Raw genomic sequence first — 19898 nt, 5'->3', positions numbered from 1 at the left:
TCACCACGGAAAAGGCGCCCGCGAACCGAGCTGTTCGACGGGCGTCCACCGGCTGGGCGTACGGCTCAGGTGGCGTCCGCGTCGAAGGGCGGGCGGTCCTGCTCGCCGGGCTCCTCGGCCTTCTTGGTCATGTCGATCCGGCCACCGGACTGCGACGACGAGGAAGAGGACGCGGATGACGACGACGTGTCCGTGCTGTGCACGGCGTCGGTGACCTCGGCCATCTCCTTCTTCAGGTCGAAGCCGTTGCGGATCTCCTTGAGCCCCAGTTCGTCGTTGTCCAGCTGCTTGCGGATGAACGTCTTGGGGTTGAGGTCCTCGAACTCGAAGTCCTTGAACTCCGGGCCGAGCTCGGACCGGATGTCCTGCTTGGCGCTCTCCGAGAACTCGCGGATCTTGCGCACCGTCCGCATGACGTCCTGGATGACCTTCGGGAGCTTTTCCGGACCGAAGACGAGCACGGCGAGGACAACGAGCGTGATCAGCTCGAGCGGTCCTATGTCATTGAACACCTGAAGCTCCTTGCGATGTCCTCGGCCCTCGGCCCTCGGGTGGTCTGCGCGGGTCTTCCGTGGTCCGGGCCGGGTCCACGGTACCTGCCGTTCCCGTTCGACCGGTACTGTCCCGAGGCCTCAGAGTGCGGGCGGGTGAACGGTTTTTAGGGTTGTTGCCTTGTGGAGCAGGGTTTGGAGCCGTATCTGTGAGGTTTGTGTTCATCGAACCTCTGACGGTTCTCATGCCATTCTCTTAGCCGCCGTCCGAGGATCCGAGTACCAGGGACACGGTCCTTTCCCTGCCGCCGCGCCTCAAGGTGAGTTCCAGACGGTCGCCGGGACGGTGGGCGCGGGTCCTGACGATCAGTTCGTCCGCGGAGTGGACGCGGCGGCCGTCGACCTCCGTGACGACGTCACCCGCCTCGATCCCGGCCCGGTCGCCCGGACCTCCCTCGGTAACGGCGGGTCCGCCGCCGTTGCCCTTGGCCCCTACCCGGGCGCCGTCGCCGGTGTAGTCCATGTCGAGGGTGACGCCGATGACGGGGTGGGTCGCCCTGCCGGTGTTGATCAGTTCCTCCGCGACCCGCTTGGCCTGGTTGACCGGGATGGCGAAACCGAGGCCTATGGACCCGGCCTGACCGCTTCCGGAGCCGGAGCCTTCGTCGGCGGACCGGATGGCGGAGTTGATGCCGACGACACGGGCCCGGGAGTCGAGGAGCGGGCCTCCGGAGTTGCCGGGGTTGATGGGCGCGTCGGTCTGCAGGGCGTCCACGTACGACACGTCACTGCCGTCCCCGCTCTCGCCGCCGGCGGTGATGGGCCGTTCCTTCGCGCTGATGATGCCGGAGGTGACGGTGCCCTCCAGGTCGAAGGGGGCGCCGATGGCGACGACGGGGTCGCCGACCTGGACGTTGTCGGAGTTGCCGAGGGGCATGGGCTGCAGCCCGCTGACACCTCTGACCTCGACGACGGCGAGGTCGTACCCGCTGTCCCGGCCCACGACGGTCGCCTTGGCGGTGTCCCCGCTGTGGAAGGTCACCGATATCTCGCCGTCGGCACCGGCCGGCTCCACGACGTGGTTGTTGGTCAGGATGTGTCCCCGGCCGTCCAGCACGAAGCCGGTCCCGGTCCCGGACTCCGAGGCCCCGCTCACATGCAGGGTCACGACACTGGGCAGGGCCCGGGCGGCGATCCCGGCCACGCTGTCGGGAGCCCGCCGACCGGACTCCCGCACGGCCTGCGGCAGCCGCACCACCTCGCCGCCGACGCCGTTGCGCTCCAGATACGCCCCTACGACCCCGCCGGCACCGCCCGCGACGAGCGCGAGCGCCACGGCCCCGCCGAGCAGCCTGCGCCGCATGCGTCGACGCCGTGTGTCGTCGGTGTCGACGGGGGCGCCGGTTTGATGGAGAGGGGCGGGGGCCCAGGGGTCGTAGTTCTGCCAGGGCGTGGCAGCGGGAGTGGGGACCGGGTCTGGGGATTCGGGGGTCCGCGGTGGTGATGCGGGAGTCCCCGTGCCCCGCTGCGGCTCGGGCACCGTCGGATCGGGCGTGTCCGTAGGCGGGGGTCCCGACGCGGGTGGGCACGGGGGTGGAGGTGGTGCCGGTATCGCCGTGCCGTGTTCGCGGGTGGCCGCCGGGTGCTGGACGGGCGGGGCGGGGGCCCAGGGGCCCGGTACGCCGTACGGCGGGGTGCTGGTGGACTCGGAGTCGCGCGGAGGCTCGGGAGGGCCCTCAGCGGGCGGAACGCGCCCCTCCGGGACGGGGGCGGGGGCTGCAGCCGAGCGCTCAGGGGCCGCAAGCTCGAAGTCGCCCTCCGCGACGACCTTCGCCGCCGGTGCCGGGAGCAGGAAGTCCGTGTCCGCTCCCTGGGCATCCGGCAGAGCTGACGGCTGCTCCAGGTCGCTGTCCACGTGATGTGGGGCGACGAGCTCGTCGTCACTGCCCGAGTGCCGCGCCCCGAGTTCACTCTTCTCTGCGCCGGCCTGCGCATCCGCAGGGGCCCTCGCTTCGAAGTCCCCGTCCGGACCCGTCGCCCCGGGTGTCGGCACGGTGTTCTCGCCCGGCCCGGAAACCCCCTGCGGCCTGGGTCGGCTCCACCATTTCGCCTTCGTGGGCTTCCCCTCGCTCATGCTCTCCCCACAGCTGACCGGCCGCGGTTCGCGGCGCGTCGACCTACCTGTGGATTCAACCAGGTTCACGCGCCGCGGAGCAGGGATCCGGTCAGCGGGCGGTGGCGGGGGGAGTGGGCGCGGACGTGGTGTGGGGGACGGGGGCGGTGAGGAGACCGGAGGTGGTGAGGTCCGGGGTCGCCGACCAGGACGCCAGGGTGAGCGGCGGGGTGGCGTCGAGGGGGCGTATGAGTGGGGACATGGCGGCAGCACCCGCGACCACCGGCGCCGTGAGGGTGTGCGCGACCGCGTCCTGGATCTGCGCGGGAATCCCCGGCAGCAGCGGCGCGGACGCCTCGGTCGGGGCGACCGCGGCGTCACCGAACGCCCGCTGCCCCTGTTCCTGCGCGAGTTGCGGACTCAGACCACGGCGCCGCTGGTTCTCCGGCACCGCCGCCCCGCTGCCCGGGGTGCGCGCCGGGGTCACATTGCTGCCGGCCCCTGAACCACCGCGGGCGTCGTTGGTGTCACCCGGCGCCCCCGTGGTGACGCCGCCCAGCGCGATCGCGGCCAGCGACACCGCTCCGGCGGCGACGAACGCGAACCTCATGCCGCGGGAGGCAGAGCGCTCGGCCTCGTGACGACTGACGTCATGAACGGGGAAGCCCCGGCCGGCGGACGGCGGGAGCACCGGCGCGTGCGGACGGGCGGGTACGTAGTCGAATGCGAAGCGCTCGCCACGTCTCACGCCGAAGACCCCGGCGCCGGGTCGTCCCGACAGTCCTCCGGTGAGTCCTCCCCCGCCGAACGGCGAGTTGTCGCCGTCCTCCGGACCACCCCCCGGCAGCCCCTGGAGTCGGGCCAGGAAGCTTTCCGAGGGCGGCGGCGGGGCGGCCTCCGCGAAGACGTTCTTCAGGCGGCGCTGGGCGTCCGCCTCCGCCTTGCACTTGGGACAGGTGGCGAGATGCGCGAGGACACGCTCGCGCGTGGCATGACCGAGCTCGCCGTCCACCAGGGCGGCGAGTCGGTCTCCCAGATGCTGTTCCGCGAGGCTTCCCTCGCCGGGTTTGGGCAGTGATCCACTCACGCGGTCGCGCCCCCTCCTCCCAGCGCGGGAACCCGGGCCATGAAGGAGCGTCGCTCGGCACGGGCCTCCGGGGAGCGGTGTGCAAGGGCCTTGCGCAGCTGGGAACGGCCACGGTGGATCCGCGAGCGGACCGTACCGAGCTTGACGCCCAGGGTCGCGGCGATCTCCTCGTACGACAGTCCTTCGATGTCGCACAGGACGACCGCGGCGCGGAACTCCGGCGCGAGGGTGTCGAGGGCCTGCTGGACGTCCGCGTCGAAGTGGGCGTCGTTGAAGATCTGCTGGGGGGACGGCTCGCGGCTGGGCAGTCGCTCGGCCGCGTCCTCGCCAAGGGCGTCGAAGCGGATGCGCTGCTTGCGGCGGACCATGTCCAGGAAGAGGTTGGTGGTGATGCGGTGCAGCCAGCCCTCGAAGGTGCCCGGGGTGTAGGTGGACAGCGAGCGGAAGACGCGGACGAAGACCTCCTGCGTGAGGTCCTCGGCGTCGTGCTGGTTGCCGGTGAGGCGGTACGCGAGGCGGTAGACGCGGCCGCTGTGCGTGCTGACGATCTCCTCCCAGGTGGGCGGAGTCCACGCCTGCCCGTCCGCGTCGGTGGCGAAGGTCGCGGTCTGGGTGTAGTCGCCGGCATGGCTGCGGTCAGCGGTTTTGTTCACGGATTTGGGCCTGCCCGCCGATCCGAGGAAGCGCCTCAGCACTCCCCCACGATCTCCGAACGCGGCCGCACCTCCCCTGTCGGCTCTGGTTGTCTCCAGTGGAGCCCCTACCATAGCCACCTCGCCCGTTAGCTCCGGATAAGCGGTTTTACGAGAATTTGATCTGGGGTGATACCACTCGGGCCCCCGCATCAGCAGTTGCTCGAGGGCCCGCTCGGCTTCGTGATCCAACTGTGTCCCCCCGGGTGCGTCTCCACCCCTCTAAACGCCCGGTCCCATCTGCGGGTTCCCGACGCCAACGGATACAGTCACGCCCAGGCAACCACGGGGCAAGGAGAGGGTTATTACCGGCAACCGGCTGACGAGCTGGGCGTTCTCCGACGCCTACGTCGCCGAGGACGAAGTCCTGCGCTGGGCCCGCGACCGGGCCCGTGAGGCGGGGCTGCGCTCGGTGTCGCCCGGCGCGGGCGCGGCTTTGCGGTTGCTGGCCGCCTCCGTGGACGCCAAGGCCGTCGCCGAGATCGGTACCGGCACCGGCGTCTCCGGCATCCATCTGCTGCACGGGATGCGTCCGGACGGGGTGCTGACCACCGTCGACCCCGAGCCGGAACACCAGCAGTTCGCCCGCCAGGCCTTCCGTGCCTCCGGTTTCGCCAGCAACCGGGCCCGTTTCATCCCGGGCCGCGCCCTGGAGGTCCTGCCCCGCCTCGCCGATGCCGGCTACGACCTCGTCTTTTGCGACGGTGACCGGCAGGAGGTCATGGACTACCTCGCTGAATCGTTGCGCCTGCTGCGTCCGGGTGGGCTCGTCGTCTTCGAGGGCGTCTTCGCCAACGGCCGCACGGTGGACTCGGGACCGCAGCCCACGGAGGTGGTCCGCCTCAGGGAGCTGCTGCGGGCCGTACGCGAGACCCAGGAACTGGTGCCGTCACTGCTGCCGGTGGGTGACGGGCTGCTGTGCGCGGTCAAACGCTGAGCCGGGCGGGCCGCTAGGACGAGAGCGGCCGGGACTGTTCGAACGGGCTGCGCGCGAGAGGCGTACGTACCCGCTCGGGGCCGTGGAATCCGGTCTGCGAGCCGTGGAAACCCGGATGAGGGCCGTACGGCCATCCGTGGATCCGCCCGGGCAGACGGCTGCCCCGGCACCATGCGCGATGCCGGGGCAGCCGAAAGAGTATGGTCACTCCCGCGTCAGCCGACGACCTTCTTGAGGGCGTCACCGAGCGCGTCGGCCTCGTCAGGGGTCAGCTCGACGACGAGCCGCCCGCCGCCTTCGAGCGGAACGCGCATGACAATGCCCCGCCCCTCCTTGGTCACCTCGAGCGGGCCATCGCCCGTCCGCGGCTTCATGGCCGCCATGCTCGTTCCCCTTCCTGAAACCAGCTCATCGTCAAAGCCGACGGCCCCGGGAAAGGGCGCGCGTCCAAGTGGGACGCGTGGCACCGGCATCGAACACATTGCTTCCAGGCCATTATCCCGCATCGCAGGACCCGATGACCAACATCAGTCGGCATCGCTTGGGCAACGCGCGCGAGCAAAACCACCCAATTCGGCGATGTGGCTGCGATACTCCGCCGCCGCGCGGATCCCAGCCGACCGAATACGCGTCCGGATTCTTTGACGCAGGTCACACGTCAGGTCCGGTCAGCGGACGGTGATCTCCGACATGCTGTCCTTCGGACAACGGATGCAACGGACACACCGGAGGGGAAAAGCCATGGCCGACACCGTGCTCTACGAGGTGAGCGACGGACTCGCGACCATCACGCTGAACCGGCCCGGGGCGATGAACGCGCTCGACATCGCCACGAAGGTCGCGTTGCGGGAGGCCGTGGAGTCGGCGGCCACGGACGACGCCGTACGGGCCGTGCTGCTCACCGCGGCCGGGGAGCGGGCGTTCTGCGTGGGGCAGGACCTCAAGGAGCACATCGGGCTGCTGCTCCAGGGGTCCGACGTCGTCATGAGCACGGTCAAGGAGCACTACAACCCGATCGTGCGGGCGCTGACGGAAATGCCGAAGCCGGTGGTCGCCGGGGTGAACGGTGTCGCGGCCGGGGCCGGATTCGGGCTCGCGCTGGCCGCGGACTACCGGGTGGTCGCGGACACGGCCGCCTTCAACACGTCGTTCGCGGGAGTCGCGCTGACCGCGGACTCCGGAATCTCCTGGACGCTGCCGCGGGTGGTGGGCCCGGGCAGGGCTGCCGATCTGCTGCTCTTCCCCCGGACCATCTCCGCTCAGGACGCGTACGAGCTGGGGATCGTGAACCGTCTCGTGCCGTCGACCGAGCTGCCCGCCGAGGCGGAGAAGGTGGCACGGGCACTGGCCTCGGGGCCGACGGTGGCATACGGGGCGATCAAGGAGTCGCTGGCGTACGCCCTGTCGCACACCCTGTCGGAGACGCTGGAGAAGGAGGACGAGCTGCAGTCACGGGCCGGGGCCTCCGAGGACCATGCGACCGCGGTTCGGGCGTTCGTGAACAAGGAGACGCCCGAGTTCTCGGGGCGGTGAGCCCCCTGGGGGCTGCGGGCCCGGTGGCCGGCCGCCCCCTAGGAAGCTCTCGACACGCAGGTCCGCAGGTGGTCGTTCACCAGGCCGCACGCCTGCATCAGGGCGTACGCCGTCGTCGGGCCCACGAAGCGCAGGCCCCGTTTCTTCAGGGCCTTCGACAGGGCTGTCGACTCCGGGGTGACCGCCTGGACGTCGCCCAGCGTCTCGGGGACCGTCTGAGAGGCCGGCGCGTGGCTCCAGATCAACTCGTCCAGCTCGCCCGGCGCCCAGTCGGCCAGCACGCGCGCGTTGGCCATGGTCGCGTCGACCTTGGCGCGGTTGCGGATGATGCCGGCGTCCAGGAGCAGTCGGTCCCGGTCGGCCTCGCCGAACGTCGCCACCTTGGCGATCTCGAAGCCCGCGAAGGCGGCACGAAAGCCTTCGCGGCGGCGGAGGATCGTGATCCAGGACAGGCCTGACTGGAACGCCTCCAGGCTCAGGCGTTCGAAGAGGGCGTCGTCGCCGTGGACAGGGCGGCCCCACTCCTCGTCGTGGTAGGCCACGTAGTCCGGCGTGGACAGGGCCCAGGGGCAGCGCAGCGCGCCGTCCGCGCCGGCCAGGGCGGTACCGGAGGTCACTGCTGCTCCCCGAGCCCGAGACCGAACCCGTAGCCGTGGTCGTTGCCCTGGTCCGGCTTCTGCATGGAGACGTGCGCGGCGGCCTGGGCACCGGCCAGCGCGGACTCCAGGTCGGCGATCCGCGCGTCCCGCTCGGCGAGCTCCGCGCCGAGGCGGCCGAGGGCGTCGTCCACGTCGGCCATGCGGTAGCCGCGGGCGGTGAGCGGGAAACGCAGGCTCTCGACGTCGGCGCGGTCCACCGGGCGGTCCAGCGGCAGGGGGTCCTGGAGCCGCTCCGGGGCGACGTCCGGCAGCGGGCCGTCGCTCTCGCCACCGCCCACCACGGCGAGCGTCACCGCGGCGACCACGACCGCTAGGGCGATGACCAGGAACAAGAACATAACCATTGCTGAGGTCCCCATGGTCCCAGCCGGCGGCCGGCCGCCGGCGTCGAATGTGTCAGGGTCCGATCGTGCCATGCGAGTCTGACAGTTAGGGTCGCAGGCGGCCGCAGACGCCGAACACACAGACGGACGAAGTGAGGTCACAGGGGATGCTCAGGCTGGGCAGGCGCGAGTTCGACGCGCACGAGCCGGTGATCATGGCGATCGTGAACCGGACGCCCGACTCCTTCTACGACCAGGGAGCCACGTTCCTCGACGAGCCCGCTCTCGCGCGCGTGGAGCAGGCGGTGGCCGAAGGGGCCGCGATCATCGACATCGGCGGCGTCAAGGCCGGGCCGGGGGAAGAGGTCTCCGCGGCGGAGGAGGGCCGGCGGACCGTCGGCTTCGTATCGGAGGTCCGGCGGCGGTTCCCGGATGTCGTGATCAGCGTCGACACCTGGCGGGCGTCGGTCGGTGAGGCCGTCTGCGAGGCCGGGGCGGACCTGCTCAACGACGCGTGGGGCGGGGTCGATCCGGGCCTCGCGGAGGTCGCCGCGCGGTACCGGGTGGGGCTGGTGTGCACCCATGCCGGGGGCGCGGAGCCGCGTACCCGGCCGCATCGGGTGACGTACGACGACGTGATGGCCGACATTCTGCGGGTGACCGTGGGGCTGGCGGAGCGGGCGGTCGCGCTGGGCGTGCCCAGGGAGTCCGTGATGATCGATCCCGGGCACGACTTCGGGAAGAGCACGCGGCACAGTCTTGAGGCGACCCGGCGGCTGGGCGAGATGGTCGGGACGGGGTGGCCGGTGTTGGTGTCGCTGTCCAACAAGGACTTCGTGGGCGAGACCCTGGACAGACCGGTGAAGGAGCGGGTGGTCGGGACGCTCGCCACCACCGCCGTGTCCGCGTGGCTGGGGGCTCAGGTGTACCGGGTGCACGAGGTCGCCGAGACGCGGCAGGTGCTGGACATGGTGGCGTCGATCGCGGGGCACCGGCCGCCGGCGGTCGCGCGGCGGGGGCTGGCGTAGGGCCTTTTCGCCCCCGCCGCCCCTACCCGTCCCGTCCTGCGGGGGCTCCGCCCCCGTAGTTCAGCGGCCGGCCTCCTTCGACACCAGTGCCACCGCCTCGTCCACGTCGTCCGTCACGTGGAACAGGTGCAGGTCCTTCTCCGACGCCTTGCCCTGGGCGACCAGCGTGCTCCTGATCCAGTCGACCAGTCCGCCCCAGTACTCGCTGCCGAAGAGGACGATCGGGAAGCGGGTGACCTTCTGGGTCTGGACGAGGGTCAGCGCCTCGAAGAGTTCGTCGAGGGTGCCGAGACCGCCGGGCAGGACCACGAACCCCTGCGCGTACTTCACGAACATCATCTTGCGGACGAAGAAGTAGCGGAAGTTGAGGCCGATGTCGACGTACGGGTTGAGCCCCTGCTCGAAGGGGAGCTCGATGCCGAGGCCGACCGAGACGCCGTTCGCCTCGCTGGCGCCCTTGTTGGCCGCCTCCATGGCGCCGGGGCCACCGCCGGTGATGACCGCGAAGCCGGCCTCTACCAAGCCGCGGCCCAACTGCACACCCGCCTCGTACTCGGGCGAGTCCGCCGGTGTCCGAGCCGAGCCGAACACGCTGATGGCGGGCGGGAGTTCGGCGAGTGTGCCGAAGCCTTCGATGAACTCCGACTGGATGCGCAGCACGCGCCAGGGGTCGGTGTGGACCCAGTCCGAGGGTCCGCCCGCGTCCAGCAGGCGCTGGTCGGTCGTGCTCGCCGTGACCTGTCCCCGCCTGCGGAGGACAGGTCCCAGGCGCTGCTCCTCCGGCGGCTGCTTCTTGCCCTCGGGGTTCCCGGTAGCCATGTGCGCTCCCTCCGCTTGCCTGTCTTTCCATCTCAGCGTAGATCTACGCGGGTTACGGAGGGGGGACGTACGCGTGTCCGCCATGAACCGCCCGCCGGCGCAGTGCCTTCCTACGACGTCAGCCAGGCCTTCAGCCGCGACTCCGCCTGCGGGATCTGCGACACCTTCACCCGCTCGTCCACCTTGTGCGCGAGCAGCGGCTCACCGGGGCTGTAGTTCACCGCGGGTACGCCCAGCGCGCTGAAGCGGGACACGTCCGTCCAGCCGAACTTGGGGCGTGCCACGCCGCCGACCGCGGCCATGAAGGCCTGCGCGACAGGATGGTTGAGGCCGGGGCGGGCACCGCCCGTGTGATCGTCGACGACGAACTCGTCGACCCCGCAGTCCGCGAAGAAGTCCCGGACGAAGGCCTCCGCCTCGGCCTCGCTTCGGTCGGGCGCGTAACGGAAGTTGACCGTCAGGGTGCAGGAGTCGGGGATGACGTTCGTCGCCACACCGCCCTTCACGCCGACCGCGTTGAGGCCTTCGTGGAACTCCAGCCCGTCCACGACTGGCTTGCGCGGCTCGTAGGCCGCCAGCTTCGCGAGGGCCGGGGCCGCCTTGTGGATCGCGTTGGAGCCCATCCACGCGCGCGCGGAGTGCGCCCGCTCTCCCTTGAACGTCAGCAGCACCCGCAGGGTTCCCTGGCAGCCGCCCTCGACCTGGTTGTCCGTCGGCTCCAGGAGGACCGCGAAGTCGCCCTCCAGCCACTCGGGGTGGGCCTCGGCCACATGTCCCAGGCCGTTGAGGTGGGCGGCGACCTCTTCGTTGTCGTAGAAGATGAAGGTGAGGTCGCGGTTGGGCTCGGGGACGGTGGCCGCGATGCGCAGCTGGACCGCGACCCCGGACTTCATGTCGCAGGTACCGCAGCCCCAGAGGTAGCCCTCGTCGTCGAGGCGGGAGGGGACGTTGCCCGCGATGGGCACGGTGTCGATGTGGCCGGCGAGGATGACGCGTTCCGTGCGGCCGAGGTCCGTGCGGGCGACGACGTTGTTGCCCTGGCGGTCGACCGTCAGGTGCGGCAGGGCGCGCAGGGCGCTCTCGATCGCGTCCGCGAGGGGCTTCTCGGTGCCGCTCTCGGAGGGGAAGTCGACGAGCTGCGCGGTGAGCTGAGCTGCGTCCAGCGAAAGGTCAAGAGGGGTGTCGGCCATGCTCTCGACCCTAACGCCCTCTCCGGCGGCCCTCACTGTCCCCGCCGGGCGCAGAGGCCTCAGTACTCTCCAGTATCTTGTCCGGATGCCAGAGCCGTCGCCTCCTACTCGCAAGCGCCGTGGCCGCGTCCTCCGTTTCGGGGCGGCCCTAGTGATCCTGTGTGCGGTCGCCGGATACCTCGCGGTGCAGTACGTCACCGGAGGCTCACACGGGCCGGGCTGCACGGTCGTCTCGGGCAAGGCGGACGGGCCTGCCTACGACTTCACGCCGGAGCAGGCGGTGAACGCGGCGACGATCACCGCCGTGGGCACCGGGCGCGGGCTTCCCGAGCGGGCCGTGGCCATCGCGCTGGCCACCGCGCTCCAGGAGTCCGGGCTGCGCAACATCTCGCACGGCGACCGTGACTCGCTCGGCCTGTTCCAGCAGCGGCCCTCGCAGGGCTGGGGCACGCCGAAGGAGATCCTGGACCCGACGTACGCGGCGGGCGAGTTCTACACGCACCTGGTCAAGGTGGACGACTACGAGAAGATGCCGCTGACCGAGGCCGCGCAGCGTGTGCAGCGCAGCGGCTTCCCGGAGGCGTACGCGAAGCACGAGCCGGACGCCAGGCTGCTCGCCGCCGCCCTCACCGGCACCTCGGCGGCCGCCCTGACCTGTGACGGCCGCCAGGACAGCACTCAGGCCGGCGCTCAGGACGGCACCCAGGCCGCCGCCACGGGCCCGGACGCGGTGCGGTCGGCTCTCGTACGGGACTTCGGGCGGGACGCGCTGGAGACGACCGCCGCGGAGGTGGGCGGCAAGGCGTCACCGACTCCGACGCCGACCACGGGTGACCCGCGCACCGTGACCCTTCCCGTGCGCAAGGACACCAGCCCGGGTTCCGGCCGCACCCTGCGGGAACGCGGCTGGCAGCTCGCGCACTGGGCGGTCGCCAACTCCTCCGCGCTGCGCATCGAGCGGGTCTCGTACGCCGGGCGGCAGTGGACCGCCGGGAACACGGACAGCCAGTGGCGGCCGGCGGGCAGCGAGGCGGCCACGGCGACCGTACGGATACTGACGGCACGGTAGTTCGGATGATCACCTGGAAGGGTCACGTCCGCCTGCTGTCGGAGCGGGTGTGCGCAGGTTTTCGCCACGTCACTCCCGTATCCGTCAAAACCCTTGAGAACAAAGGGCTGCAAGGATTCGGCGGACTTTCAGACCGGTAGCTTTTTGCCCGTTTTTATCCGCAGGTGATAATGCGACGCATTACCAACTCTTTGCGTTGGATCTCCGCAACCTTCCTCGGCTTCGAGCGGTAGTCACGGCGTCCTAGCAACGTTTCCCCTCGAAGGAGCAACATGTCCCTCCCCCTGACCCGCAGGATCGCCCGCGCCGCGCTGCTCGTCGCTGCGGGAGCGGCAGCCGGGGTCGGTGCGGCCGGCTCCGCCAGTGCGGCCCCCGCCACGCTGCCCGCCGCCCCGAACCTCGGCGGCCTGACCGCCATGGACGGGGCGCACGTCGGCAACACCGTGGACGGCGCGACGCAGAACCTGACCGGGACCGCGGGCAAGACCGGTGGAAAGACGGTCGAGAAGGCGGTGCCGTCCGCGGGCAAGACCAGCGGCAAGGCCGTGAAGAAGGCGGCGCCGGCCGCGCAGAAGACGGCGGGCGAGGCCGCCGGTTCCGCCGGTGGCCTCCTCGGGGACACCACGTCCACCGCGACCAAGGGCGGCCTGCCGACCGACTCCCTCACCAAGGGCGGCGGCCTGCCGGCGGCGGACACCCTGCCGGTGAAGAGCCTGCCGCTCGGCTAGTACGCACAGACGGTGAAGGGGTCCGGGACGGCGTCCCGGACCCCTTCACCGTGTGCCCGCGCGACTACGCCAGACGCTGGACCGCAGCCCGCACCCGCTCGTCCGTCGCCGTCAGCGCCACGCGTACGAAGTTCTCGCCCGCCTCGCCGTAGAAGTCCCCCGGCGCCACCAGGATGCCCAGGTCGGCCAGGTGGGCGACGGTCGACCAGCAGGTCTCCTCGCGCGTGGCCCACAGGTAGAGGCTGGCCTCGCTGTGCTCGATGCGGAAGCCGTGCTTCACCAGTGCCTCGCGCAACAGGGCCCGGCGGGCCGTGTACCGCTCCCGCTGCTCACGGACGTGGGTGTCGTCGCCCAGAGCAGCGACCACCGCGGCCTGGGTCGGCGCCGGCGTCATCATGCCGCCGTGCTTGCGGATCTCCAGGAGGGGCGCAAGGACGGCCGGGTCGCCCGCCAGGAAGGCCGCGCGGTAGCCCGCGAGGTTGGACCGCTTCGACAGCGAGTGCACGGCCACGATGCCGTCGTGCGAGCCGCCGTTGACGTCCGGATGGAGGACGGAGACCGGGTCGGCCTCCCAGCCCAGCTCCAGGTAGCACTCGTCGGAGAAGATCAGGATGCCGTGGGACCGCGCCCAGGCCACGATCCGGGTGAGCTCGTCCTTGGACAGCACCCTGCCGGTCGGGTTGGACGGGGAGTTGAGCCACAGGAGCTTCAGGCCCGCCGGGTCCAGCTCGGTCGGGTCGTCGTACACCTCGTGGTCGGCGCGGGCCAGGCGCGCGCCGACCTCGTAGGTCGGGTAGGCCAGGCGCGGGTACGCGACCCGGTCGCCGGGGCCCAGGCCCAGCTGGGTGGGGAGCCAGGCGACGAGTTCCTTGGAGCCGACGATCGGCAGGACGTGGCGGTGGGTGATCCCGCGGGCGCCCAGCCGGCGCTCGACCCAGCCGGTGATCGCGTCACGCAGGGCCGGGGTGCCCCACACCGTCGGATACCCCGGGGAGTCCGCCGCGTCGATCAGGGCTTTCTGGACGAGGTCGGGGACCGGGTCGACAGGTGTGCCGACCGACAGGTCGACGATGCCTCCGGGGTGCGCGGCGGCCGTCTTCTTGTACGGCTCCAGCTTGTCCCAGGGGAAGGCGGGAAGGCGGTCGGAGACTGCGGACACGGCGATCGGCTCACTTTCGGGTCGTACGGCAAACGCCTCGGCCCCGTACGGCCACGCTCGGAGGCGTTCAGGCCGTACGGGACCGAGGCGGCACGAGGTGCGGGCCGCTGATGCGGACGACTAGGCCTGCGGCGGCAGCGCGGCGATGAACGGGTGGTCCCGCTCGATCAGGCCCAGCTTGCTGGCGCCGCCGGGCGAACCGAGCTCGTCGAAGAACTCGACGTTCGCCTTGTAGTAGTCCTTCCACTCGTCCGGAGTGTCGTCCTCGTAGAAGATCGCCTCGACCGGGCAGACCGGCTCACAGGCCCCGCAGTCGACGCATTCGTCCGGGTGGATGTACAAGGACCGGGAGCCCTCGTAGATGCAGTCGACCGGGCACTCTTCGATGCACGCCTTGTCCTTGACGTCGACACAAGGCTGCGCGATGACGTAGGTCACGCTGTCGTTCCTCCTCCATAGGGCGCCGGCGGGCCTCCTCAGGCTCCGCCGCCTCGCGCGCGGGAGCGCGGCTCGTCGATGCCCGCCCCTAGTATCTCCGTTCCTGGGCATGATCCGAACAGGAGGGGTGAACTGACCTGTGGAAATCTCCGCCGGCGGACGTCTCGTCGTCCGCATCTCCGCTGCTGACGTGGGCAAACGGGTATCCGTGCGCTGTCTGGACGAAACCGGCGTCACACAGGAGAAGTTCACCGACACGGTGGGTGTTCTCACATCATGGGACGACGGTGTGCTGATGATCACGCGCCGGGACGGCCGGAGCGTCCGCGTTCCGGAGTCCGCGCTGGTGGCGGGCAAGGTCGTGCCCGCGGAGCCGGCCCGCCGCCGGGGACCGGCCGCCTCGTACCCGGAACTGGCCCGGATCGCCGCGCGGGGCTGGCAGCCGGTGGAGAGCGACCGGCTCGGCGAGTGGGAGCTGCGTGCCGCCTCCGGCTTCACCCGCCGAGCCAACTCCGTCCTCCCGGTCGGCGACGTGGGCATGCCTCTCGACGAGGCCCTGACCGCCGTACGACGCTGGTACCGCGACCGTGGTCTGCCCGCGTACGTGCAGACCGCGACCGGCGCCGCCGGCACCCAGGAGGTGCTGTGCGCGGAACTGGAGGCGCGGGGCTGGACGCGGGAGGTGACGGCGGAGTTGTGGACCGGGGCGCTGGCACCGGTCGCCGACCGGTCCGGTGACGGCGTGGTCCTGTCCCGTCAGGCCGACGCGGACTGGCTGGCGCGCTATCAGCGCAAGGGGGTGAGCGAGGTGGCACTGCGGGTGCTGGGCGCGGGGCCCTCGGTGTGGTTCGCGACCGTCCCCGGTGCGGACGCGCCGGCCGCGATCGGGCGGTGCGTCGTGGACGGCAGATGGGCCGGGTTCGCCGCGGTCGAGGTGGATCCCGCGCTACGGCGACGGGGGCTGGCCTCCACCGTGATGGCAGCGCTGGCCCAGCGGGCGCTGGACGAGGGGGCGTCGGCCGCGTGGCTCCAGGTCGAGGCCGACAACGCCGGTGCGCGGGCGCTGTACGGGCGGATGGGGTTCGCCGCGCATCACGCCTACCACCACTACCGCGAGCCGGACGTCTCCGGCGGCTCGCGGTAGTAGCGATCGCAGCGAAAGGGCACGAGCCAGCTATGCGTCCCCCGAATCCGCCCCCGCCCGAACGGTCCGCCGAGCTACGGAGGCGGTTCGCCGAAGAGGCGCGGTCCGAGCGGCCCGACCTGTCCGCACTGTGTCTGCTGGTGGGGGCGCAGGCGGACGCGGCGCTCGGCGAGACCGGCATCGACGCGGCGCAGGTCGAACTGGACCGGCTGGCGGGGCAGTTGCCGTTCCGGCCGGGCGGACCGCGATCGTGGGCGGTGTCGCTGCGGGAGCTGCTCGGGGACCGGTGCGGGTTCCGTGGGGCGCCGGTGGACTACCAGCGGCTGGAGTCCTCGCTGCTGCACGAGGTGCTGCGGCGACGCAGGGGGCTGCCGATCCTGCTGTCCGTGGTGTGGATGGAGGTGGCCAGGCGGGCGGGTGCTCCCGTGTACGGGGTCGCGCTGCCGGGGCACTTCGTGGTCGGGTTCGGGCCGCCGGAGGAACAGGTGCTGGCGGATCCGTTCGACGGGGGGCGGGTGTTGACCGGGGGCGACGCGGAGTTGCTGGTCGCCGGGGCGACAGGGGGTTCGCTGGATGCGTCGATGCTGGGGCCGGCGGATCCGCTGGACGTGGTGCAGCGGATCCTGAACAACGCCCGCGCGTGGGCCGCCGCTCGGCCGGAGCGGTCGGATGTGGGGCTGTGGGCCGTTGAGCTGGCCCTGTTGCTGCCTTCGCATCCGGCGCGACTGCGGTACGAGCGGGCGCAGTTGCTGGTGCAGCGGGGTGACTTCGTCGAGGGTGCCGGGGAGTTGGAGGCGTACGCGGGGGTGGTGGCCGCGGTGGACGAGGCCGCGGCGGACCGTCTGCGACAACAGGCACGGGCCGCGCGAGCTCGGTTGAACTGACGGCCGTTCGCGTCTACTGGTGCGTCGTGGCTGGTCGCGCCCGCGCGGCGGAGCCGCATTTTGATACAGCCCCGCGCCCCTGAGTGGGTTACAGCCAGCCCTTTTCCCTTGCGATACGGACCGCCTCCGCCCTGTTCCGCACCGCCAGCTTCTGGATCGCCGTGGAGAGGTAGTTGCGGACGGTGCCCTGGGAGAGGTGAAGTGCCTTGGCCAGCTCGGCGTTTGTGGAGCCGTCGGCCGCCGCTCGCAGGATCTCCCGCTCCCGGTCCGTCAGCGGGTTCGCGCCCTCCGCGAGGGCCGCTGCCGCCAGGGTGGGGTCGATGACCCGCTCCCCCGCCAGCACCTTGCGTACCGCTGCCGCCAGTTGGGCCGCCGGAGCGTCCTTGACCAGGAAGGCGTCGGCACCCGCTTCCATCGCGCTGCGCAGGTAGCCGGGGCGGCCGAAGGTCGTGAGGATCACGAGCTTCACCGACGGGAGTTCCTTGTGGAGCTGGGCCGCGGCCTCTATGCCCGTCACGCCCGGCATCTCGATGTCCATGAGGGCCACGTCGACGTCGTGGGCGCGGGCCGCCGCCAGGACCTCGTCGCCGCGGGCCACTTGGGCGACGACCTCGATGTCGTCCTCCAGGCCGAGCAGGGCGGCCAGTGCCTCGCGGACCATCGACTGGTCCTCGGCGAGCAGGACCTTGATCGTGCGGCTCGTCATGAGGCGGATCCTACGTCGGCCGCGGAGCCGGCGGGCACGCGGGCGACCAGGCGGAAGCCGTTCCGGGTGCCGGCGGCCTCCAGGGTGCCGCCGGCTTTCTCCAGGCGTTCGGTGAGGCCGGTGAGGCCGTTGCCGGGGCCTCCGCCCGAGCCGCCGGAACCGTCGTCCTCGACGCGGAGTTCGAGCCGGGCCCCGTCGAGGGTCTGGCGGCGGAGCAGCTCCACCGTGCAGCGCCGGGCCCCGCTGTGCCGTACGACGTTGGTGACGGCCTCGCGCAGCGCCCAGGCAAGGGCAGCCTCGCTGTCCTCGGGAACGCCGGTGAGATCCGGCTCGGCGGGCAGCGCGGCGGTGACTCCGGCAGCCGTCAGGGCGACCTGGGCGCCCGCCAGTTCCGGGGCCAGGCGGGCACGCCGGTAGCCGGTGACGGCCTCGCGGACGTCCACCAGGGCCTGGCGGCTGACCTGTTCGATGTCGGCGACCTGCTGGGCCGCCTTGTCGGGGTGGGCGGGGAGCATCCGGCCCGCGAGCTCGCTCTTCAGGGTGATGAGGGACAGCGAGTGGCCGAGGAGGTCGTGCAGGTCACGGGCGAGGCGCAGCCGCTCCTCGTTCGCGGCCAGTTGGGCGACGGTCGCGCGGGCCTTGCGCAACTCCACGGTCGTGCGCACGAGTTGGCGTACGCCGGTCATGGAGTAGCCGACGAGGAGCACGACGATGAACAGCCCCCAGGCCGCGTCCAGGTCGGTGCGCAGACCCACCAGCATCAGTGTGAGGGTGATCGCCGGAATCGCCCAGTACGTGGCCCGGAGCGGGAAGGTCACCCCGCAGGCCACGGAGACGTACACGAACAGTCCGAGCCAGGAGGAGCCGAAGCTCAGGGTCAGGACGACCGCGAGCAGCCAGAGCACGACGACCAGGCCGCAGACCAGCCGACCGGGGAACGTCCGGCCCATGTTCCGGAAGACCAGCGCCAGATAGGTGCCGGTGAAGACGGTGAGGCCCGCCCAGCCCGCGATGGTGGCCGAGCCGGTGTGGTGACCGGAGGCCAGGTCGTGCACCGGTGAGCTGAGGAAGACCAGCCAGGGCACGATCCACACCAGCTTGCGCACGACCTCGCCCCGGCTGCGGGGCGGCCGGCCGATGGGCACCAGCCGCTCCGCACGCGCTTCCTCGTCCCTGCGCGGCTCGTCCGTCATCGCGCTCACGCCTTCAACGTGTCCTTCCGGTACAGCCAGGCCGCGCCGCCCGCGAACAGGACGAAGTAGACGGCCAGGATGGCGATGTCCTGTGCGTGCGGGGCACGGCTCTGCTCGATGGCGCGCCCGAGGGCAGCGTACGCGTGCGTGGGCAGCCACTTGGCGATGTCCTGCAGCCACTGCGGGAAGGTCGTCGTCGGCATCCACAGGCCGCCCAGTATCGACAGGCCGAAGTAGGTGATCATCGTGATCGGGCGGACCGCGTCCCCGGTCGCGAGGTAGCCGATGGCCACGCCGAGCGCGGCGAAGACCAGGCTCCCGGCCCAGATCGCGCCGGTGAGGGCGAGCCACTGCCAGGCGTCCAGGCGTACGTCCTTCACGGCCGCGGCGACGACGAACACGACCACGATCGAGGGCAGGCTCACCACGGCGGCGCTCGCCGTCTTGGCGAGGACATAGCCGCGGCCCGGGAGCGTGGTCAGCCTCAACTGCCGTACCCAGCCGCCCTCCCGCTCCTTCGCGATGCGCTCGCTGTTGCCCATCAGGACGGCGGTCAGGGCGCCGAAGGAGGCCATCGAGACCATCATGTAGGTCGCGACGGTCAGGCCGGTGCCGTCGACCTTGTCGGTGGACCCGGAGCCGCCCGCGATGATCAGGAACAGCAGCGACGGGTACATCACCGAGAAGAACAGGAACTTGCGGTTGCGCAGGGCGCGGGCGAGCTCCAGCTTGATCAGGCTGTTCATGACTGCTTGGCCTCCTCGGCCTCGGTGATGGCGACGAAGGCCTGCTCCAGGCCGAGCCCGGCGACTTCGAGGTTGCGGGGGTAGACGCCGAGGCCGTAGAGGGCGTGGACGGTCGCGTCGGCGTCGGTGGACTGGATGCGGACGGTCTGGCCGCTGATGTCGACGGAGTTGAGGAACGGCAGCGCGCGCAGGGGCGCCTCGTCGATCGTGCCCTCCAGGTCGAAGGCGATCCGCCGGGCACCCGCCTTGGCCTTGATCTCGGCGGCGGTGCCGTCGGCAAGGAGCCGGCCCCGGTGCAGCACCAGCACCCGGTCGGCGATGGCGTCGGCCTCTTCGAGGTAGTGGGTGGCGAAGAGGACCGTACGGCCCTGGTCGGCCTGTTCGCGCATGGTCGCCCAGAAGGCCTGGCGGGTGGTGACGTCCATGCCGGTCGTCGGCTCGTCCAGGACGATCAGGTCGCTGTCGCCGGCCGTGGCGAGGGCGAAGCGGACGCGCTGGGCCTGGCCGCCGGAGAGCTTGTTGACCTTGCGGTCGGCGATCTGCCCGACACCGGCCCGGGCGAGGACCTCGCTCACCGGGTACGGCTTCGGGTGCAGGGCGCAGGCGAGCTTCACCAGCTCGGTGACGGTGACCTCGTCCATCAGGCCGCCGCTCTGGAGCATCGCGCCCACACGCCCGGCGACGATCGCCTCACGCGGGGTGGTGCCGAAGAGGCGGACCGTGCCGCTGTCGGGCTGCTTGAGACCGAGCAGCAGGTCGAGAGTGGTCGACTTGCCGGCGCCGTTGGGGCCCAGCAGCGCCACGGTCTCCCCCGGACGCAGGGTCAGGGACAGTCCGTCCACGGCCCGTACCTCGCCGTATGCCTTGCTCACCTGGTCGAACGCGACCACCGCGGCTGTCGTTGTCATACGGCCATGATGGCTTCGCGGGGGCGTCCGCGAGCAGTGTCGGCCGTCCGG

Annotated in this window: 22 protein-coding genes; 7 read left to right on the top strand and 15 right to left on the bottom strand. The window is 71.3% G+C overall.

The annotated features are described in order from the left end of the window. Window positions 1–65 precede the first annotated feature (65 nt). The 4 genes from OHT57_RS32740 to sigE form a co-directional block, all read right to left on the bottom strand. Window positions 66–512: a sec-independent translocase gene (locus OHT57_RS32740; RefSeq protein ID WP_328750321.1), complete on the bottom strand. Its 447-nt coding sequence runs from the start codon at window positions 510–512 to the stop codon at window positions 66–68. A gap of 235 nt (window positions 513–747) precedes the next feature. Further along, window positions 748–2625, bottom strand: a complete 1878-nt coding sequence (locus OHT57_RS32735; protein ID WP_328750320.1) for a trypsin-like peptidase domain-containing protein — start codon at window positions 2623–2625, stop codon at window positions 748–750. Between the two features lie 91 nt (window positions 2626–2716). After that, the gene (locus tag OHT57_RS32730) at window positions 2717–3691 is read right to left on the bottom strand and encodes an anti-sigma factor family protein (RefSeq protein ID WP_328750319.1); all 975 of its coding nucleotides are present in this window, start codon (window positions 3689–3691) and stop codon (window positions 2717–2719) included. Continuing rightward, a complete protein-coding gene (gene sigE / locus OHT57_RS32725) occupies window positions 3688–4386 on the bottom strand; it encodes an RNA polymerase sigma factor SigE (protein WP_328750318.1) in 699 nt (232 codons plus the stop codon). Before sigE ends, OHT57_RS32730 begins: the two co-directional genes overlap by 4 nt. Before the next feature lie 235 nt (window positions 4387–4621). On the opposite strand from sigE, the gene OHT57_RS32720 reads away from it, so the two are divergent. Further along, window positions 4622–5320: an O-methyltransferase gene (locus OHT57_RS32720; RefSeq protein ID WP_328753396.1), complete on the top strand. Its 699-nt coding sequence runs from the start codon at window positions 4622–4624 to the stop codon at window positions 5318–5320. 215 nt (window positions 5321–5535) lie between these two features. On the opposite strand, the gene OHT57_RS32715 is transcribed toward OHT57_RS32720, so the two are convergent. After that, complete coding sequence (locus OHT57_RS32715; RefSeq protein WP_003966491.1) at window positions 5536–5703, bottom strand: DUF3117 domain-containing protein; 168 nt, start codon at window positions 5701–5703, stop codon at window positions 5536–5538. Window positions 5704–6061: 358 nt separating this feature from the next. Between OHT57_RS32715 and OHT57_RS32710 the strand changes: the two genes are divergently transcribed. Next, window positions 6062–6853 (top strand): enoyl-CoA hydratase/isomerase family protein, encoded by a 792-nt coding sequence (locus OHT57_RS32710; RefSeq protein ID WP_328750317.1) that lies wholly within the window; start codon window positions 6062–6064, stop codon window positions 6851–6853. Between the two features lie 38 nt (window positions 6854–6891). On the opposite strand, the gene OHT57_RS32705 is transcribed toward OHT57_RS32710, so the two are convergent. Both OHT57_RS32705 and OHT57_RS32700 read right to left on the bottom strand, forming a co-directional pair. Further along, window positions 6892–7470 (bottom strand): DNA-3-methyladenine glycosylase I, encoded by a 579-nt coding sequence (locus OHT57_RS32705; protein WP_328750316.1) that lies wholly within the window; start codon window positions 7468–7470, stop codon window positions 6892–6894. Continuing rightward, complete coding sequence (locus OHT57_RS32700; protein WP_328750315.1) at window positions 7467–7856, bottom strand: DivIVA domain-containing protein; 390 nt, start codon at window positions 7854–7856, stop codon at window positions 7467–7469. The genes OHT57_RS32705 and OHT57_RS32700 overlap by 4 nt, the downstream gene beginning before the upstream one ends. 146 nt (window positions 7857–8002) lie before the next feature. Here OHT57_RS32700 and folP point away from each other — a divergent pair, with 146 nt between their 5' ends. Beyond that, window positions 8003–8863, top strand: a complete 861-nt coding sequence (folP, locus tag OHT57_RS32695; protein ID WP_328750314.1) for a dihydropteroate synthase — start codon at window positions 8003–8005, stop codon at window positions 8861–8863. A 60-nt stretch (window positions 8864–8923) separates the two neighbouring features. On the opposite strand, the gene OHT57_RS32690 is transcribed toward folP, so the two are convergent. Together OHT57_RS32690 and dapE are read right to left on the bottom strand one after the other, a co-directional pair. Continuing rightward, a complete protein-coding gene (locus OHT57_RS32690; protein ID WP_328750313.1) occupies window positions 8924–9682 on the bottom strand; it encodes a TIGR00730 family Rossman fold protein in 759 nt (252 codons plus the stop codon). 110 nt (window positions 9683–9792) lie between these two features. Next, window positions 9793–10872, bottom strand: coding sequence for a succinyl-diaminopimelate desuccinylase (gene dapE, locus OHT57_RS32685; RefSeq protein ID WP_328750312.1), 1080 nt, complete (start codon window positions 10870–10872; stop codon window positions 9793–9795). Window positions 10873–10957: 85 nt separating this feature from the next. On the opposite strand from dapE, the gene OHT57_RS32680 reads away from it, so the two are divergent. Together OHT57_RS32680 and OHT57_RS32675 are read left to right on the top strand one after the other, a co-directional pair. Further along, the gene (locus OHT57_RS32680; RefSeq protein ID WP_328750311.1) at window positions 10958–11941 is read left to right on the top strand and encodes a heavy metal transporter; all 984 of its coding nucleotides are present in this window, start codon (window positions 10958–10960) and stop codon (window positions 11939–11941) included. Window positions 11942–12213: 272 nt separating this feature from the next. Beyond that, window positions 12214–12669, top strand: coding sequence for an ATP-binding protein (locus tag OHT57_RS32675; RefSeq protein ID WP_328750310.1), 456 nt, complete (start codon window positions 12214–12216; stop codon window positions 12667–12669). A gap of 64 nt (window positions 12670–12733) precedes the next feature. On the opposite strand, the gene OHT57_RS32670 is transcribed toward OHT57_RS32675, so the two are convergent. Further along, window positions 12734–13828, bottom strand: a complete 1095-nt coding sequence (locus tag OHT57_RS32670; protein ID WP_328750309.1) for a bifunctional succinyldiaminopimelate transaminase/glutamate-prephenate aminotransferase — start codon at window positions 13826–13828, stop codon at window positions 12734–12736. A gap of 120 nt (window positions 13829–13948) precedes the next feature. Continuing rightward, window positions 13949–14266 (bottom strand): ferredoxin, encoded by a 318-nt coding sequence (fdxA, locus tag OHT57_RS32665; RefSeq protein WP_007384503.1) that lies wholly within the window; start codon window positions 14264–14266, stop codon window positions 13949–13951. Window positions 14267–14405: 139 nt separating this feature from the next. Here fdxA and OHT57_RS32660 point away from each other — a divergent pair, with 139 nt between their 5' ends. Together OHT57_RS32660 and OHT57_RS32655 are read left to right on the top strand one after the other, a co-directional pair. Next, window positions 14406–15410 (top strand): GNAT family N-acetyltransferase, encoded by a 1005-nt coding sequence (locus OHT57_RS32660; RefSeq protein WP_328750307.1) that lies wholly within the window; start codon window positions 14406–14408, stop codon window positions 15408–15410. Between the two features lie 32 nt (window positions 15411–15442). After that, window positions 15443–16294, top strand: a complete 852-nt coding sequence (locus OHT57_RS32655; protein ID WP_328750306.1) for a transglutaminase-like domain-containing protein — start codon at window positions 15443–15445, stop codon at window positions 16292–16294. Window positions 16295–16382: 88 nt separating this feature from the next. Here the strand turns inward: OHT57_RS32655 and OHT57_RS32650 are convergent, their stop codons facing one another. From OHT57_RS32650 to OHT57_RS32635, 4 genes are read right to left on the bottom strand one after another with little or no spacing between them, the layout of a single operon-like run. After that, the gene (locus OHT57_RS32650) at window positions 16383–17000 is read right to left on the bottom strand and encodes a response regulator transcription factor (protein WP_328750305.1); all 618 of its coding nucleotides are present in this window, start codon (window positions 16998–17000) and stop codon (window positions 16383–16385) included. Beyond that, entirely contained in the window at window positions 16997–18193 is a 1197-nt protein-coding gene (locus tag OHT57_RS32645; protein ID WP_328753395.1) for a sensor histidine kinase, read from the bottom strand. The genes OHT57_RS32650 and OHT57_RS32645 overlap by 4 nt, the downstream gene beginning before the upstream one ends. Before the next feature lie 5 nt (window positions 18194–18198). Continuing rightward, window positions 18199–18939, bottom strand: coding sequence for an ABC transporter permease (locus OHT57_RS32640; protein WP_328750304.1), 741 nt, complete (start codon window positions 18937–18939; stop codon window positions 18199–18201). Further along, a complete protein-coding gene (locus tag OHT57_RS32635; protein ID WP_328750303.1) occupies window positions 18936–19847 on the bottom strand; it encodes an ABC transporter ATP-binding protein in 912 nt (303 codons plus the stop codon). The genes OHT57_RS32640 and OHT57_RS32635 overlap by 4 nt, the downstream gene beginning before the upstream one ends. Window positions 19848–19898: the final 51 nt, after the last annotated feature.

This window comes from Streptomyces sp. NBC_00285 (assembly GCF_036174265.1).
Classification (GTDB): Bacteria; Actinomycetota; Actinomycetes; order Streptomycetales; family Streptomycetaceae; genus Streptomyces.
This window is presented reverse-complemented; position numbering and strand designations above follow the sequence as displayed.